11 protein-coding genes are annotated in these 16,619 nt (G+C 63.5%); 8 read left to right on the forward strand and 3 right to left on the reverse strand.

The genetic code is table 11. The features are described 5' to 3' along the window. The first annotated feature begins 77 nt into the window (after positions 1 to 77). The 7 genes from metE to CLU93_RS22450 all read left to right on the forward strand — a co-directional run bounded on the left by metE (position 78) and on the right by CLU93_RS22450 (position 8,559). Positions 78 to 2,366, forward strand: coding sequence for a 5-methyltetrahydropteroyltriglutamate--homocysteine S-methyltransferase (gene metE / locus CLU93_RS22420; RefSeq protein ID WP_099763374.1), 2,289 nt, complete (start codon positions 78 to 80; stop codon positions 2,364 to 2,366). Positions 2,367 to 2,579: 213 nt separating this feature from the next. Then, on the forward strand, positions 2,580 to 3,074 hold the full coding sequence (locus tag CLU93_RS22425) for a hypothetical protein (RefSeq protein ID WP_099763375.1): 495 nt from the start codon (positions 2,580 to 2,582) through the stop codon (positions 3,072 to 3,074). A gap of 244 nt (positions 3,075 to 3,318) precedes the next feature. Next, the gene (locus CLU93_RS22430) at positions 3,319 to 4,908 is read left to right on the forward strand and encodes an aspartate:alanine exchanger family transporter (protein WP_071076735.1); all 1,590 of its coding nucleotides are present in this window, start codon (positions 3,319 to 3,321) and stop codon (positions 4,906 to 4,908) included. Positions 4,909 to 5,273: 365 nt separating this feature from the next. Next, the gene (locus CLU93_RS22435; protein ID WP_099763376.1) at positions 5,274 to 6,464 is read left to right on the forward strand and encodes an acyl-CoA dehydrogenase family protein; all 1,191 of its coding nucleotides are present in this window, start codon (positions 5,274 to 5,276) and stop codon (positions 6,462 to 6,464) included. A 16-nt stretch (positions 6,465 to 6,480) separates the two neighbouring features. Further along, complete coding sequence (locus tag CLU93_RS22440) at positions 6,481 to 7,626, forward strand: acyl-CoA dehydrogenase family protein (protein WP_099763377.1); 1,146 nt, start codon at positions 6,481 to 6,483, stop codon at positions 7,624 to 7,626. Continuing rightward, entirely contained in the window at positions 7,623 to 8,111 is a 489-nt protein-coding gene (locus CLU93_RS22445; RefSeq protein WP_099763378.1) for a MaoC family dehydratase, read from the forward strand. Before CLU93_RS22440 ends, CLU93_RS22445 begins: the two co-directional genes overlap by 4 nt. Further along, a complete protein-coding gene (locus CLU93_RS22450) occupies positions 8,104 to 8,559 on the forward strand; it encodes a MaoC family dehydratase (RefSeq protein WP_099763379.1) in 456 nt (151 codons plus the stop codon). The genes CLU93_RS22445 and CLU93_RS22450 overlap by 8 nt, the downstream gene beginning before the upstream one ends. A gap of 72 nt (positions 8,560 to 8,631) precedes the next feature. Here the strand turns inward: CLU93_RS22450 and CLU93_RS22455 are convergent, their stop codons facing one another. From CLU93_RS22455 to CLU93_RS22465, 3 genes are all read right to left on the reverse strand, one after another. Further along, on the reverse strand, positions 8,632 to 9,555 hold the full coding sequence (locus tag CLU93_RS22455; protein ID WP_099763380.1) for a diguanylate cyclase domain-containing protein: 924 nt from the start codon (positions 9,553 to 9,555) through the stop codon (positions 8,632 to 8,634). Next, the gene (locus tag CLU93_RS22460) at positions 9,552 to 14,033 is read right to left on the reverse strand and encodes a PAS domain-containing protein (protein ID WP_143451785.1); all 4,482 of its coding nucleotides are present in this window, start codon (positions 14,031 to 14,033) and stop codon (positions 9,552 to 9,554) included. Before CLU93_RS22460 ends, CLU93_RS22455 begins: the two co-directional genes overlap by 4 nt. Positions 14,034 to 14,266: 233 nt before the next feature. Further along, entirely contained in the window at positions 14,267 to 14,632 is a 366-nt protein-coding gene (locus CLU93_RS22465; protein ID WP_099763382.1) for a NirD/YgiW/YdeI family stress tolerance protein, read from the reverse strand. A gap of 282 nt (positions 14,633 to 14,914) precedes the next feature. On the opposite strand from CLU93_RS22465, the gene CLU93_RS22475 reads away from it, so the two are divergent. Then, entirely contained in the window at positions 14,915 to 16,618 is a 1,704-nt protein-coding gene (locus tag CLU93_RS22475; protein ID WP_099763383.1) for a GspE/PulE family protein, read from the forward strand. Position 16,619: the final 1 nt, after the last annotated feature.

Consider the following 16,619-nt stretch of genomic DNA (forward strand, 5'->3'; position numbering starts at 1 on the left):
GATATATAAAATATTATCATTATTTTTAATGGATGGAACCTTCTATGATGTGTACATACTTCATAAGGAGCACCGTCATGACCGTCACGACACACAATCTGGGCTACCCGCGCATCGGCGCCAAACGCGAACTGAAATTCGCCCTGGAAGATTACTGGAAGGGCCAAAGCAGCCTGGACGCGCTGGAAGGCCAGGGCGCGGAGTTGCGCCAGCGCCACTGGAAGGAGCAGAACGCGCTGGACTTCGCGCCCGTGGGCGACTTTTCCTTCTACGACCAGGTGCTGGACCTGAGCTTTACTCTAGGTAACTTGCCGCAGCGCGTGCGCGGCCTGGAAGGCGTGGTGCTCGACAACTATTTTCGTGTGGCGCGTGGCCGTTCGGCCAGCGACAGCGATTGCAGCTGCGTCCACGCCGGTGAAATGACGAAATGGTTCGACACCAATTATCACTACATCGTGCCGGAATTTGCAGCCGACACGCAATTCAAGCTCGACAGCAGCCGCCTGTTGCAGCAACTGGCGCAAGCGCGCCAGCTCGGTGTAAAAGCCAAGCCCGTACTGATCGGCCCCGTCACCTACTTGTGGCTGGGCAAGGCCAAGGATGATTCCGACAAGCTGGCGCTGCTGCAAGGCTTGCTGCCCGTCTACGTGCAATTGCTGCAGGAACTGGCCGCGCAAGGCGTGGAATGGGTGCAGATCGACGAACCGATCCTCGTCACGGAACTGGGCAGTGAGTGGCGGCAAGCGCTGCTCACGGCCTACGAGGCCTTGAGCAAGGACAATCACGTCAAACTGCTGCTGGCCACGTATTTCGGCAAGCTGCAAGATAACCTGGAACTGGCGTGCAAGCTGCCCGTGCAAGGCTTGCACCTCGACGCCATCAATGCCCGCGATGAAGTGGGGCCAGTCATCGCGCAGTTGCCTGCCACCAGCGTCTTGTCGCTGGGTGTGGTGAATGGCCGCAATATCTGGAAGACGGACTTGAATGAGGTGCTGGCATGGCTGGAACCCGTGCATGCCCGCCTGCAAGGCCGTTTGTGGATCGCCCCGTCGTGCTCGCTGCTGCACGTGCCCGCCGATCTGGATAGCGAACAAAAGCTCGATGCCGATATCCTGTCCTGGCTGGCCTTTGCCCGTCAAAAACTCGATGAAGTGCACACCATTGCCGGCGCCCTGAACCAGGGCCGCGCTTCCGTGCAGGCGGCGCTCGATGCCAATCATGCGGCCGTGCAAGCGCGCCACCAGTCGCCACGCGTGCACAATCCGCAAGTGAAAGCGGCCGTGGCGCGCATCGATGCGACGTTGGGCCAGCGCGCCAGCGGCTATGCCGAGCGTGCCGCCAAGCAAGCTGCGCTGCTGCAACTGCCGCTGTATCCGACGACAACCATCGGCTCCTTCCCGCAGACGACGGAAATTCGCCAGGCGCGCAGCCAGTTGCGCAGCGGCCAGCTCGATGCAGCCAGCTACAAAAAGCTGATGCAGGCGGAAATCGCCCATTGCGTCAGGGAACAGGAAACCCTGGGCCTGGACGTCTTCGTGCACGGCGAAGCGGAACGCAATGACATGGTGGAATATTTCGGCGAACAGCTCGATGGCTACGCCTTCAGCCAGTTCGGCTGGGTGCAATCGTATGGTTCGCGTTGCGTGAAGCCGCCCATCCTGTTCGGCGACATCAGCCGCCCCCGTGCCATGACGGTCGAGTGGAGCACCTACGCCCAGTCGCTGACGGACAAGCCGATGAAAGGCATGCTGACGGGGCCCGTCACCATCCTGAACTGGTCCTTCGTGCGCGACGATCAGCCCCGCTCCGTATCGTGCTACCAGCTGGCGCTGGCCATGCGCGCCGAAGTGCTGGACCTGGAACAGGCCGGCATCCGCGTGATCCAGATCGACGAGGCGGCACTGCGCGAAGGCTTGCCACTACGCAAGTCGCAATGGGCCGAATACCTGCGCTGGGCCGTGGAATCGTTCCGCATCACGGCCAATGGCGTGGCTGACGCAACGCAAATCCACACGCACATGTGCTATTCGGAATTCAACGACATCATCGCGCAGATCGCCGACATGGATGCGGACGTCATCACGATCGAAACCTCGCGTTCCGACATGGAATTGCTGGACGCCTTCGATGACTTCAACTATCCGAACGACATCGGCCCCGGCGTCTACGACATTCACTCGCCCAACATTCCGAGTCAGGAACAGATGGTGAAACTGATGCGCAAGGCGGCCGAGCGTATTCCCGCGCAGCGCCTGTGGGTCAACCCCGATTGCGGCCTCAAAACGCGCGGCTGGAAAGAAGTCATTCCCGCGCTGGCGAACATGGTGGTGGCGGCAAAGACCTTGCGCGGCGATAACGCGGCCTGAGGCTGGCCGGGGGGAGAGGGCAGATATAGGGAATAGCTATTTCTATCATCACAACATGCAATTGGATAATGATGCTGCGATGCGGCATCATTGCACCTGTCTCCTCTACTTCCTCCAAGGAAATAGATTCAGCCCGCTCCCGCAGCGGGCTTTTTTTTGCTTCATCGCTTAAGATACCCTTGTTTTACCATACACATAAAAGAAGGGAAGTTGATGATTTCTTTGTTGCGCGCCGTGGGCATGCTCGCGCTGATGGCGCTCGGTGCCTGTTCGGCGGAAAAACACCCGTTCGACCGCCATCTGGCCCAGTTGCGTCCGGACACGGTCGCAGCGCTGCCGGATATGGGGTGGCCAGCCGGCACGCTGCTGTGTCCGATGGGCCTTTATCAGAGCGAGCTGAGCGACTCGGCGCCGCATGCAGATCGCGTTAACGCGTTCCTGAAGCAAAAGAAATTTCTCGGTGAGGAAGGCCGTTGGTCGCTCATCGTCGTCACACCGATGTCCGAAGGCGACGCCGGTATCGTGCAGTTGCTTTTCAAGCGTGCCGACTATGACGTGATCACTGAGCCGCAACGCATCGCGCAAGTTGCTGGAACAGTGCCGCCGGGGTTTGTGCCGCAGGCTTGCGTAAGCATGGAGCAAGCCCGCGTGCTGGTGACGCGTGAACCAGGATCGCAGCGAAAACTCGTCATTTTCGGAACGGCGTGACGAGATATTGATAAAACATATTTCTATCATCACAACATGCAATTGGATTGTTATGCTGCAACGCGGCATCATTGCACCTGTCTCCTCTACTTCCTCACAGGAATTAGATTCAGCCCGCTCCCGTAGCGGGCTTTTTTTTGCCCATTTTTGACCGTATCAACGTGCGCACGCTTGCTTGTCATCATGGCCATCGTGTTGCTTTTGTGCATGCTAAACTGGGCTTTCTCCAGATCAAGGTTGTTTGATGCTTCAATTATTTCGCCACACGCTGGAGTCCACGCCGATCCTCGCCCTGTTTCTCGTCATCGGCGCCGGTTATGCGCTGGGGCGCATCAGCGTGTTCGGTTTTTCGCTGGGCGTGGGCGGCGTGCTGTTCGCCGGGCTGGCGCTGGGCGCCTTTGCTCCCGGGGCCGTACCGCCGCCGATGGTCGGTTCCATCGGCTTGCTGCTGTTTCTGTATGGCATAGGCGTGCAGTATGGCGTGCAATTTTTCGCCGGCTTGCGCGGCGCGGGCCAGAAACACAATCTGATCGCCTTTGCCGCCGTCATGGGCGGCCTGGCCGTGTCCGTCTGGGGCGGGCAGTGGATCGATATCTCGCTGCGCATGGCCAGCGGCGTGTTTGCCGGCGCCATGACCAGCACGGCGGCCTTGCAGGCGGCGCTGGAAGCGTCGCACGGCAATGGCGACGCGGCCGTCGGCTATGCCGTCGCGTATCCGTTCGGCGTCGTCGGCCCCATGCTGGGCCTGTACCTGGCCGGGCGCATACTAAAACCCGTGCTGACGCCGCCGCCAGCGCCCATCGTCGTGTCCGAAATTACCATCGATGAAGCGAAATTGGCGGGTGCGGCCCTGTCCGAACTGGCCGATGGCCCGCTGGCGGGCGTGCAAGTGATCGGCGTGCGCCAGGGCCACCAGAACCGCTTGCCTGATCCGGGCCTGGTGCTCGGCGTGGGCGACGCGCTGATGGTGTCGGGCACGGTGGCAGGCGTGGAAGCGGCACGCACGGCGCTGGGCCACCTGGATCCGGGCCGCTTGATGAAGGACCGCAGCGCGTTCGACGGCACGGAAGTGTTCGTGTCGGACGCGGAAATCGTCGGCGTGCCGCTGGGCGAGCTGAACCTGGCAAAAGACTTCCCGCTGCAGATCGCGTTCATCCGCCGTGGCGACGCCATGATCCTGCCGCACCCGTTCCTGACGCTGGAATTCGGCGACAGGGTGATGGCCATTGCGCCAGCGAAACATGCGGCCGACGTGCGCAAGCTGTTCGGCAATTCCATCACGGCCACGGCCGAATTCAGCTATGTCTCGCTGGGCATGGGCATGGTGTTGGGTGTGCTGCTGGGCCTGGTGCCGATCCCGTTGCCGTGGATAGGCTCGTTCAGCCTGGGCCTGGCTGGCGGGCCGCTGGTGATGGCGCTGATACTGGGGCGCCTGGGCAGAGTCGGCAAGATCAGCTGGCGCTTGCCCCTGTCGGCCAACCTGGTCATGCGCAACTATGGCTTGACGATTTTCCTCGCCTCCGTCGGCATGGCCTCCGGTTTGCCGTTCGTGCAGCAGGTGGGCGCCGATGGCTTGCCCATGCTGGTGCTCGGCGCCGTGACGGTGCTGGTGGTGGTGGCCCTCGTGGTGATTTTGGGCAAGATCTTCCTGCGCCTGCCGTTTCCTGAATTGCTGGGCATTGCGGCCGGCGCCACGGGCAACCCGGCCGTGCTGGTGTTCGCCAACCGCCTGGCCAAGTCGGACCGCCCGAACCTTGGCTACGCCATGATTTTCCCCAGCATGACCATCGTCAAGATCGTCGCCGTGCAGGTGTTGCTGCATTTGTATGGGTGATTGCGGTCAATGCCAGACATCGAAACAATGCATGAACCTGACTTCCTGAATGATGGCGATAGTTCTTCTGGACGTAGTCGATACAGCCAGGAGCGCCGTAGATACCTTCCATGACCGCTCGAATGGTGGTCCCGATTTTTCTGAGGCCAGCCTTTCCATCCATTCAAGGCCAGCTTTGGGCGCAAGCCGCCAACGGCGGCATTCAGCCAGTTCCACCCGCTCCCCCTTGCCGCGCCAGCCATTGTAAAACCCCTGGCGTGTCTCCCATTCTGTTGTACAATCCTTGAGAACGGTCGTGCTTTTTTGTGCGCTGAGCTTCCTTGCGTGCAGTCATCACGGCAACTCATAAGAACAAGGAGACAGACATGGACTTGCATTACACGGCCGAGGAGACGGCTTTCCGCGATACGCTGCGCGCCTTCCTCGACACCCATCTGCCGGCGGACTTGCAGCGCAAGGTGCGCCAGCATCTGCGCCTGAGCCGTGATGATTACGTGCGCTGGCACAAGATTGTCGCGCAGCAAGGTTGGGCCGCGCCGGCCTGGCCCGTCGAACATGGCGGCACGGGCTGGACGGCCGTGCAGCGCCACATATGGGAAGACGAGTGCGCGCGCGCCGCTACGCCGCCCATCCTGCCGTTTGGCGTCAACATGGTGGCGCCCGTCATCATGGCCTTCGCCAACGCCGAACAAAAAGCATACTATCTGCCGCGCATTTTGAACTGCGACGACTGGTGGTGCCAGGGTTACTCCGAGCCGGGCGCCGGGTCCGACCTGGCTTCCCTGAAAACCACGGCCCAGCGCGACGGCGACCATTACATCGTGAATGGCCAGAAAACCTGGACCACCCTGGGCCAGCATGCGGACATGATTTTTTGCCTGGTGCGCACGGATAGCACGGTGCGCAAGCAGGAGGGCATCAGTTTCTTGCTGATCGACATGAAAACGCCGGGTATCACCGTACGCCCGATCATCATGCTCGATGAAGAACATGAAGTGAATGAAGTCTTCTTCGACAACGTGCGCGTGTCCGTCAGCAACCTGGTCGGCCAGGAAAACAAGGGCTGGACTTACGCCAAATACCTGCTGGGCCACGAGCGCACGGGCATCGCCGCCGTGGGACGCTCGAAGCGCGAGCTGACGTTCCTCAAGCAGCTGGCCATGCAGCAAACCAAGCGCGGCGCGCCGCTGCTGCACGATCCCGCTTTTGCCGCCAAGGTCGCCACCCTGGAAATCGAATTGATGGCGCTGGAAATGACGGTCTTGCGCGTCATCAGCGACGAAGGCAAGGGGCCGGGGCCGCAGGCCTCGATGCTGAAGGTGCGCGGTTCCGAGCTGCAGCAGCAGCTGACGGAACTGATGGTGGAAGCCATCGGCCCGCAAGCCTTGCCCTTCGACCCGGCATTTCTCGACGGCAGCGCACCGCACAGCGGAGGTGGCGACGACCTGGCCGCGCCGCTGGCCGCGTATTACTTCAATTACCGCAAGACATCGATCTATGGCGGCTCGAATGAAATCCAGAAAAACATCATCACGCAGATGATCCTGGGCCTGTAAGCCAGAAGGAGACGACATGGACTTCCATTTTAATCAGGAACAGCAGCAATTTGCCGACGCGCTCCGGCGCTGGGTCGACAAGGATTACCCATTTGAAACGCGCAAGCAGATCGTCCATTCGGCCGCGGGCACGTCCGATGCCGCCTGGGCCACCCTGGCCGAGCTGGGCATGACGGCCTTGCCGCTGCCGGCCGGCGCGGGCGGCTTCGACGGCACGGCCGTCGACATGCTGCTGGTGATGCAGGAACTGGGCCGTGGCCTGGTGGTCGAGCCGTATTTCGCCACTGTGCTGGGCGCGCGTTTCCTCACGTTGGCGGGCGGCCACGATGGCGTGCTGGAACAGGTCGCCAGCGGCAGCCTGAAGCTCGCGTGTGCGCTCGGTGAGCGCCAGTCGCGCCACGATATGCACGCTATCGCCACCACGGCCATCGCCAGCGGCGACGGCTTCGTGCTCGATGGCGAGAAAACCGTCGTCATCCATGGTGCGCAGGCGGGTGCGCTGATCGTCTCGGCGCGCAGCGGCGGCGGCCAGGCTGACACGGATGGCATTTCGCTCTTCCTCGTGCCCGTTGACGCGCCCGGCGTTTCCGTGCGCGATTACCGCACCATCGACGGCCAGAGGGCCGCCACGGTGACCCTGGTGCAAGTGGTGCTGGGGCAGGACGCCCTGATCGGACAAAAGGGGCAGGGCTGGACCGTGCTCGATGCTGCGCTCGACTATGGCGCCGCCCTGTTGTGCGCGGAAGCCGTGGGCGCCATGGACGCCATCTTTGCCGCCACTCTGGAATACCTGAAGACGCGGCAGCAGTTCGGCGCGCCGATCGGCAAGTTCCAGGCCTTGCAGCACCGCATGGCCGACATGTTCATCCACCTGGAGCAAGCCCGTTCGATGGCCATGCTGGCCGCCGCCAAGGTCGATAGCGAGGATGCGTCTGAGCGCCGCCGCACGGTGTCCGCCTCCAAGGCGAGAGTCGGGCTGGCCGCCACCTTTGTCGGCCAGCAAGCCGTGCAATTGCATGGCGGCATGGGCGTGACGGACGAATTGCCCGCCGCCCACCATTTCAAGCGCCTCTCCATGATCGCCCTGACCCTGGGCGACGTGGAGCACCATATCGAGCGTTTTATCGCCCAGCCGGGCTTTTTGCCGACGGAGACCGCATGACCGCATTGACGGAAATCAAACCCAAGCATTGGTATTTCGAAGACTTTACGCAGGGCCTGGAAATCGACCTGGGCCAGCGCCACGTAACGGAAAAGGAAATCATCGCTTTTGCGACGGATTTCGATCCGCAACCGTTCCACGTCGACCATGCGGCCGCCGAAAAAACCATCTTCAAAGGCGTCATCGCCAGCGGCTGGCATACCTGCGGCATGATGATGCGCCTGGTGGTGGACAACTTGCTCAAGCACTCGTCCAGCATGGGCTCGCCCGGCCTGGACAGCATCCGCTGGCTCAAACCCGTGCGCGCGGGCGACACCTTGCAGCTGACCTACCAGGTCAAGGAAGTGCGCCCATCGACGTCGAAGCCGGACCGCGGTATCGTCATTTCCGTGTGGAGCGTGCGCAACCAGCACGGCGAGGTGGTGACCACCGTCGAAGGCATGGGCATGTTCGGCCGCCGTCCTGCCGGAGAACACCATGCGTGATATCGCCGGCATTGCCGGTTTTCAGGCATTGGCGGGGCAGCACGTGGCCGTCTCCGACTGGCTCACCATCACCCAGCAGCGCATCGACACCTTCGCCGACGCCACGGACGACCATCAGTGGATTCATGTGGACGCCGAGCGCTGTGCGCGCGAGTCGCCCTACGGCTGCACCGTGGCGCACGGCTTTCTCACACTGTCCTTGCTGCCCGCCATGCTGCAGGGCGCTTTGCATATGGCCGGCATCCGCATGGCCATCAACTATGGTTTAAATAAGGTGCGCTTCCCCGCGCCCGTGCCCGTCGGCAGCCGATTGCGTGCGCGGCTCGACATCCTCTGCGTCGAGGACTTGCCGGAAGGGGCGCAAGTGAACTGGGCCGTCACCATGGAGCGGGAAGGCGACGCGAAACCCGTGTGCGTGGCGGAGTTCCTGATGCGCTGCTATCCCTGAGGGATAAGCCTGGCTCGCCGCGTAGGTCGGCTTAGCCCGCAGGGCGTTAGCCGACGCAGGCGCGCCTCCTATTCACTCCCCCTCCGACGCGCAATACCTGTCCCGCCCCGTATGCTTGGCGCGGTACAGCAGGGCGTCGGCGGCGCGGATCAGGGCGCTGGGGTCCATGCCTTCGGTGGGCATGACGCTGGCCATGCCCAGGCTGACGGTGACGTGGGGGCCGGCGCTGGACCTGGCGTGGGCAATTTCCAGCGCGCGCACTTCGTCGAGGATGCGCTGGGCCACCACTTCGGCGCCGTCGCGCGTTTCCTGCGGCAGCAGGATGATGAATTCCTCGCCGCCGTAGCGCGCCAGCAGGTCGGGCGGGCGCACGGCGCAGCGGCGCAGGGCGGCGCTGACCTGCTGCAGGCACAGGTCGCCGGCCTGGTGGCCATACGTATCGTTGTAATCCTTGAAGTGGTCGATATCGGCCATGATGAGGGCCATCGGCACGCCATCGCGCGCGCAGCGCCGCCATTCGCTGTCCATGGTCTCGTTGAAGCTGCGCCGGTTGGCCACGCCCGTCAGCGAGTCCGTCAGCGACAGTTCGCGCATGGCGTCGGCTTGCCGCTTGATGGTCAGCTGGCTGCGCACGCGGGCGCGCACGACGGCCGCGTTGAACGGCTTCGTGATGAAGTCGACGGCGCCCGCTTCCAGCGCCCGTGTCTCGTCTTCGGGCTGGTTCAGGGCCGTGACGAAAATGACGGGAATGGCGCAGAGGAGGGCCGATTCGCGTAAGGCGCTGCACACGGCATAGCCATCCATGCCGGGCATGACGGCGTCGAGCAGGATCAGGTCCGGCAGTTGATTCTGCGCAATTTCCAGCGCCTTCTCGCCGCTCAGGGCGAACAGCACCTCGTGCTCCTCGCGCAGCAACTGGTGCAGGATCTGGATGTTTTCCATGGCGTCATCGACGATGAGGATGCGCCCGTTCATGGCAAGGTTGGTCCAGCTCACTTGTTTTCCTCTCGTTTCAGCTGATCGAGCACGAGTTTTTCCGCTTCGGAAAAATTCAGGGTCTCGATCGCGTTTGCCATCGCCAGGGCCGCTTCGCGGTCTGACTGTTGCAGGGCGGGGTGCAGGGCGTGGAAGTGCGCCAGCGCCTTCAGGTTATTGTTGCGGATCAATACAAGCAGTTCGGCCAGGCCGGCGTGCAGGTCGAGCGGCGCGCTGCCGGGCGCGGCACCTGGCGGCTGGCCGCGCCGCAGGGGCGAGGGCAGGGCACGCGTCGCTTTGATGACTTCGGCCATCGCCCGTTCCAGCTGTCCCAGCAAGGCGGCCGTGGCGTGCGATGGCCCCGTTTTCAGCGCCTTTTCCGCCTCGGCGGCGAGGCGGGCGACGTGCGTGGCGCCCAGGTTGGCCGCCACGCCGCAGACGCGGTGCAGCAACTGCGCCGCCTGCTGCGTCTGGCCAGCAGCCAGCAGGCGCCGTGTTTCCTCGACGGCGTCGCCTTGCGAATTCTCAAAGCGCTTGAGCAGGGCCAGGAAGGCGCCGTAGTCGCCGCCGAAGCGCTGCAGGGCCGCCGCCAGGTCGATGCCTGGCACCGTGATCGGCAGGTCCGGCGTTTCCGCGACGGCGTTGCCTGCCTGCACGGCGTTGTCGCCGCCGCCCAGGGGTGCCGGCACCAGCCGCGTCAGGGTCTCGATCATGTCGTCGACATCGATGGGCTTGGCCACGTGCGCATTCATGCCGCTGGCGATGGCGCGCAGGCGGTCCTCGTGCATGGCATTGGCCGTCATGGCGATGATGGGCAAGTCCGGCAAGCCCAGCGCACGGATGGCCAGCGTGGCGTCATAGCCATTCATGACGGGCATCTGCAAATCCATCAGCACCACGTCCCAGGCGTGCGGCGTGTTGGTGAGCATGTCGACGGCCAGCTGGCCGTTGGCGGCCATGGCCACGCGCGCACCCGAGTGCAGCAAGATGTACTGCGCCACTTCCTGGTTGATTTCATTGTCTTCCACGAGCAGCACGCGCATGCCTTCCAGCAAGCCCGACAGGGGAGTGGATACGGGCAGCGCGGACGGGGCGCTACGGCCATTGCGTCCATCCCGCACGGCCGTCACGGCCGCCAGCAGGCGCGCCGGGGTAGCCGGTTTCGACACGATGCCGGCCAGCATCAGGCTGTCGGCCAGGCGTTCGAGGTTTTCGCTGTCCTGGTCGGCCACCAGCATGATCACGGGTGGCAGCGCCAGGTGTTCGTCGGCGCGCGCCTCGGTGAGCATGGAAATACCATCCATGCCGGGCATGGCCGCGTCGAGCAGCACAAGATCTGCAGGCGGCAAGCCGTCCAGGCCGCTGGCGCTGGCGCGCAGCAGCGCCAGGCCGGCCGCGCCACTGTCGGCGCTGCGGCTGTGCCAGCCCTGCGCCGTGCACCAGTCTGCCAGCATGGCGCGCACGCTGGCGTTGTCGTCGATGATCAGCAGCGACAGGGCCTTGGGCGTACGCTTGCCGGGCGGCTCGGGCGGTGGCGGCACCTTCTCGAAGCGGCAGCTGAAGCGGAAGTCGGAACCCTGGCCCAGCGCGCTTGTCACGCTGAGTTTTCCCCCCATCAATTCCACCATGCGCCGGCAGATGGCCAGCCCCAGGCCCGTGCCGCCGTATTTGCGGCTGGTGCCGCTGTCGCCCTGGGAAAACGCGTCGAAGATGCGTTCCTGTTCGGCTGCGGCTATGCCGATGCCCGTGTCGCGCACGGAAAACGCCAGCGTGGCGCTGGCCGCATCCTCGGCCACCATGCCGATGGACAATACCACTTCGCCATGCGCGGTGAATTTGACGGCGTTGCCCACCAGGTTGAGGAGGATCTGCTCCACGCGCAGGGCGTCGCCGATCAGTTCGTCCGGCACGCCGGGGTCGAGCACGAAGACGGGCTCCACGCCGCGCGCCCAGGCGCTGTTGGCCAGCAGCACGCTGACGCTGTCCAGCATGCGTTCGAGCTGGAAACGGCGCTGTTCCAGCAGCATCTGTCCCGCCTCGATCTTGGAGAAATCGAGCACGTCGTTGACGATATTGAGCAGCGACTGCGTGGCCATCTGGATCTTGCCGACATAGCTGCGCTCGCGCCGTTCCAGCGGCGACTCTTCCAGCAGGCGCGCCAGGCCGATGATGGCGTTCATCGGCGTGCGGATTTCATGGCTCATGTTGGCGACGAATTCGCTCTTCGCGATACTGGCCGCCTCGGCCTTGTCGCGCGCGCGCACCATTTGCTCGTTGAGTTCATGCAGGCGCAATTCCGTGCGCTTGAGTTCAGAGACGTCCGAGGCCAGCACGAAGAAGCCGCGCACGCCGCCGCCGTCGTCGACATCGGGGATGTAATTGGTCCACGTGTGGCACACCTGGCCCGCGGGATCGAGCAGGTCGCGCTCGAAGCTTTGTGGTCGGCCCGCCAGCACGCCGTCGACATGGTGTGCATACACGTCGAACAGTTCCTGCCCCAGCAATTCGCGCATGTGGATGCCGGCCAGTTCGGCGCTGCTGCGGCCAAACCATTCGTTATAGAATTTATTTGCGAAGCGGCAACGCAGATCGGCGCCCCAGTACGACACCATGCCGGGCAGGTTGTCGGTGACGGTGCGGATGAAGCGCTCGTTCTGTTCCAGGCGCCAGGTGGTGGCGTGCAGCACTTCGGTGGCGCGCCTGCGTTCCGTGATATCGATCGATACCCCCAGCACGTGGCTGGCGCGCCCCGCATCGTCGCGCAAGACCACCTTGCGCGTGGTGAAGTGGCGCGTCGTGCCGTCGGCCGTATTGATCGCTTCCTGTTCGATTTCCACCATCTGCCCCGTGGCCAGCAGCTTGCGGTCGGCGCTGACGAAGGCGGCCGCCTGCTGCGGCGGGAAGAAGTCGTGGTCGGTCTTGCCCAGCAATTGCTCGCGCGAGCGTCCCAGGGTCAGTTCCGCGTGGCGGTTGACCATTTCAAAGCTCAGCTTGTCGGCGCGCTTGACGAAGACCATGGCCGGGATGTTTTCGATGATGGTGCCGAACAGATGTTTCGAGTGGCGAAATTCAGCTTCGCTGCGCTTGCGCTCGCTGACGTCCAGCCACAGGCCCGACACGCCCAGCAACTGCTGTTCCGGACCGAAAATCGGGTGATACGAGATGATCCAATGACTCAGCTGTTCGCGCTGCCGGCCGCTGTGGCCGTTCAATTCCATGTCGACGATGGGCATGCCCGTCGCCAGCACCTGGCGCACGCAGCGCTCCACGTCCGCGCGCACGGCGTCATCGCACAGCATGGCGCCCACGGGACGGCCCAGATGCTGCGTCACGCTGGCGCCGTGGATGGCGGCCAGGTAGTGGTTGATCATGACGATGCGCAAGTCCAGGCCCACGAACAGCATGCCGATCGGTGCCGTCGCGTACACGGTTTCCAGCAGGCGCGTGGATTTTTCCAGAGCCAGCGTGCGTTCGGCCACCAGGCTTTCGAGCTGCGTGCGGTGGCGCCGCAGGTCGCGTTCCAGCGCGCCCAGGGCGCTGGCCATGTCGGCCGATTCGCGGTCCGCGTGCTTGTTCGAGAGCAAGGGTTTGCCCTGCGCCAGCGCCTGGATCTGCAAAGTCAGTTCCTGCAGGGTGCGGGCCAGGCGGCTGCCCACGCGCCAGGCCAGGGCAAAGCCGGCACCGAGCAGCAGGGCCAGGATGACGGAACCCGTGACTACCGAGCCCAGCAGCGCTTCGGCCACCGTGCTGGTGCGCATGGTGACAGCCACCGTCCAGCTGTCGTCGGGAGCGCGGCGAAAGCCCGTGTAGACGTCCAGGTCTTCCAGGGTGGCATGGCGCAGCACGCCCTCGGGCGCCTGGCGTATCTGTTCCAGCAGGGGCGCCACGCTGCGCTGGCCCACGTAGCGCTGTGGCGCCAGGGTGCGCGCCACGTTGATGCCGTCGGCATTGATGATGGCCGCACCCAGGTAGGCAGGCAGGTGCAGTTCGCGCAGCAGCACGGGCAGGTAGTCGGGCGGGTACAGCGCCGTCAGCACATGGGCAGCCCCCTGGGCGCGCGGCAAGGGCAGGTTCAGCGCCAGCCGCGGCACCTCGTCCGGCGCCATGAGCAGGCTGGTCAGCCGCGGCTTGCCGTACTCGCGCGTGCGTTCCATGCTGGCGGCCCATTTTTGCGGCAAGGGGGGCGGTGCCTGGCTGGCGGGCAGGGTCGTATTGATCAGCTGGCGTCCCCTGGCGTCGGAGACGATGAAGGCCAGGCCTGGCTGCAACAGGCTGTCGGCCAGAGTGCGCAGGGCGCCGATGTCGTCCGTCTGCAGGGCGGGCGAGGCGGAGAGGAGGCGCGCGGCCATCTGGGCGCCGTGCAGGTCGCGTTCGACGGCGGCGGCGACTGCCCGCGCCGCCTGCGCCGTTTCGCTGACGACATGCTCGCGTTCGCGCGTGTAGCTTTGCGCCACGAGCAGCAGAAACACGAGCGCCGTCGGCATGACCCAGGCGAGCACCAGCCATGAAATTCTTGAGCGTATCGAAGGCAAATCTTGCACCCGGAAAGCTCCCAGAATGGATGAGTCGACAGGCAGGCTCACGCTGGCGCTGGCTGACCTTGAATGAAAAGATGCTAGACGAAATTGATTGAGCTGACAAGCCTGGCTTCTTGAATGGAAAAAAGCTTGTGCAAGGTATACAGAAGAGGGGTGACACCGATCCCGCCGTGGCGGCGGGATGGCAATGCAGCTTACGGGACGACGGTAAGCACGTCGACATCGATTTCCGGGCTTTCCATGAAGTCTTTTTCCACTTCGCCACGGATTTCCACCTGGGTTTTGGCGTCGATCTTGCGGTTCATGAAGACCTTGTCGTCGATGTCCACGCGGATTTCCGCCGTGCCATCGGAGAAAGTGTATTTTTCCTTGCTCACTTTGCGCAGCAAATGGCCGCGCAGCACGACAGCCTGGTCGTCGACGGGGTTTTTCAGGATGGCGGCCACATTGCCTGGCGCGGTAGGGCCGGCCGTCGGCCCCACGTATTGGGCTTGCGCGCTGCCGGCCAGCAAGGCGCTGGCGGCGGCCAGGGCGACGATGAATTTACGGTGCAATGACATGGTATTCCTTTGAAAGTGACTGCCTTGTCAGAAAAACACGGCGGTGCGGGCAATGATAGCACCGGCATTGCCATCGGGTGCGTTCGCCCGCGCGCTGCCCGTGCTCGCCGAAAGGCAGTGCCATGCGCGCGCGCGGGCGGCAAGTGTTTCCTTTCGGAGTGTTGAAATGCGCGAAAATCAAGCCACGGAATGTATTTTCTTTAAGAAACAACAGGTTCTGGAATAAAATACCCCCGCACGCCGCTGGCGTGCATCGTCTGAAGCATCTGTCGAGGAGCAAGCATGGCAAGGCCAGAGAAAGTCCGGCTCGGTGAAATTTTGGTGCAGCAGAAATTGCTGACAGAAGAACAGTTGGGCCAGGCCTTGACGGAACAGAAGCGCTCGGGGCGCAAGCTGGGCCGCGTTTTTGTCGAGCACGGCTTTGTCACGGAAGAGCAGATTTCGGGCGCCCTGGCGCGCCAGCTCGACATTCCCTACATCAACCTGAAGTTTTTCAACATCAATCCCGAACTGGTGCGGCTGTTGCCGGAAACCCAGGCGCGGCGCTTTCGCGCACTGGTGCTGGAAGACCGGCGCGAGGGCTTGCTGGTCGGCATGTCCGATCCCACCGACCTGTTCGCGTACGATGAAATCTCGCGCCTGGTCAAGCGCCATATCGAGCTCGCTGTCGTCAATGAAACGGAAGTGCTGGCCGCCATCGACCGCATCTACCGCCGCACGGAGGATATTTCCACCCTGACGCGCGAGCTGGAGCAAGACCTGGGCGATGTGTCCGTCGACTTTGGCGCGCTGGCCGCCAATCCGGGCCTGGAAGAGGCGCCCATCGTCAAGCTGCTGCAATCGGTGTTCGAGGATGCCACGCAGGTGCGCGCCTCGGACATCCACATCGAACCGCAGGAAGGCCGGCTGCAGATCCGTTTCCGCATCGACGGCGTGCTGCACCTGCAGACGGAAGCGGACAGCAAGATCGCCAGTTCGCTGGCGCTGCGGCTAAAACTGATGTCGGACCTCGATATTTCCGAAAAACGCTTGCCGCAGGATGGCCGCTTCGCCATCCGCGTGAAAAACCAGCGCATCGACGTGCGTATCTCCACCATGCCGACGCAATACGGCGAATCGGTGGTGATGCGGCTGTTGAACCAGGGCGGCACGACCTTGCGCCTGGACGCCATCGGCATGCCGCCCCAGCTGGTGGAACGTTTCCGCGCCATCGTCAACCGCCCGAACGGCCTGGTGCTGGTAACGGGGCCGACCGGTAGCGGCAAGACGACGACCTTGTACTGCGCCCTGGCCGAACTCAATTCCGTGGAAAAAAAGCTCATCACGGTGGAAGACCCGGTCGAGTACCGCTTGTCCGGCATCAACCAGGTGCAAGTGAACGAGAAGATCGAGCTGAGCTTTGCCCGCGTGCTGCGCTCGGCTCTGCGGCAAGATCCCGATATCGTGCTCGTCGGCGAGATGCGCGACCAGGAAACGGCGCAAATCGGCCTGCGCGCCGCCATGACGGGTCACCTGGTGCTGTCGACGCTGCACACCAACGACGCCATCAGCACGCCGCTGCGCCTGATGGACATGGGCGTGCCGCGCTACATGGTGGGCAGCTCGCTGCAAGCCGTGCTGGCGCAGCGCCTGGTGCGTGTGATCTGCGAAAGCTGCAGCACCCCCTACGTGCCCACGCCGAACGAGTACGAATGGCTGCGCCTGGAACTGGGCGAGCTGGTCGAGCGCAACCAGTACTTCCATGGCAAGGGCTGTTCGCATTGCAATGGCATGGGTTACCGGGGCCGCACGGGCGTGTACGAATTGCTGGAAATCACGCGCGCCGTGGCCGATGCCGCCAACCATGCCGATCCGTCCCACTTCATGAAGGTGGCGACGGCGCAGATGGCAGGCGACACCCTGCGCCGCCACGCCGTGCAGCTGGTGGTACAGGGACGCACGACGGTGATGGAAGCGATGCGCATCAGCAACCAGAGCGAGGATTGAG

Origin of the sequence: Janthinobacterium sp. 35, assembly GCF_002754575.1 — a bacterium.
Lineage (GTDB): Bacteria > Pseudomonadota > Gammaproteobacteria > Burkholderiales > Burkholderiaceae_D > Janthinobacterium > Janthinobacterium tructae.

Coding starts and splice junctions, on each gene's coding strand:
- CLU93_RS22450 (WP_099763379.1), top strand. CDS start 8,104: ATGCGTGATATCGCCGGCATTGCCGGTTTTCAGGCATTGGCGGGGCAG.
- metE (WP_099763374.1), top strand. CDS start 78: ATGACCGTCACGACACACAATCTGGGCTACCCGCGCATCGGCGCCAAA.
- CLU93_RS22465 (WP_099763382.1), bottom strand. CDS start 14,632: ATGTCATTGCACCGTAAATTCATCGTCGCCCTGGCCGCCGCCAGCGCC.
- CLU93_RS22475 (WP_099763383.1), top strand. CDS start 14,915: ATGGCAAGGCCAGAGAAAGTCCGGCTCGGTGAAATTTTGGTGCAGCAG.
- CLU93_RS22435 (WP_099763376.1), top strand. CDS start 5,274: ATGGACTTGCATTACACGGCCGAGGAGACGGCTTTCCGCGATACGCTG.
- CLU93_RS22445 (WP_099763378.1), top strand. CDS start 7,623: ATGACCGCATTGACGGAAATCAAACCCAAGCATTGGTATTTCGAAGAC.
- CLU93_RS22430 (WP_071076735.1), top strand. CDS start 3,319: ATGCTTCAATTATTTCGCCACACGCTGGAGTCCACGCCGATCCTCGCC.
- CLU93_RS22440 (WP_099763377.1), top strand. CDS start 6,481: ATGGACTTCCATTTTAATCAGGAACAGCAGCAATTTGCCGACGCGCTC.
- CLU93_RS22425 (WP_099763375.1), top strand. CDS start 2,580: ATGATTTCTTTGTTGCGCGCCGTGGGCATGCTCGCGCTGATGGCGCTC.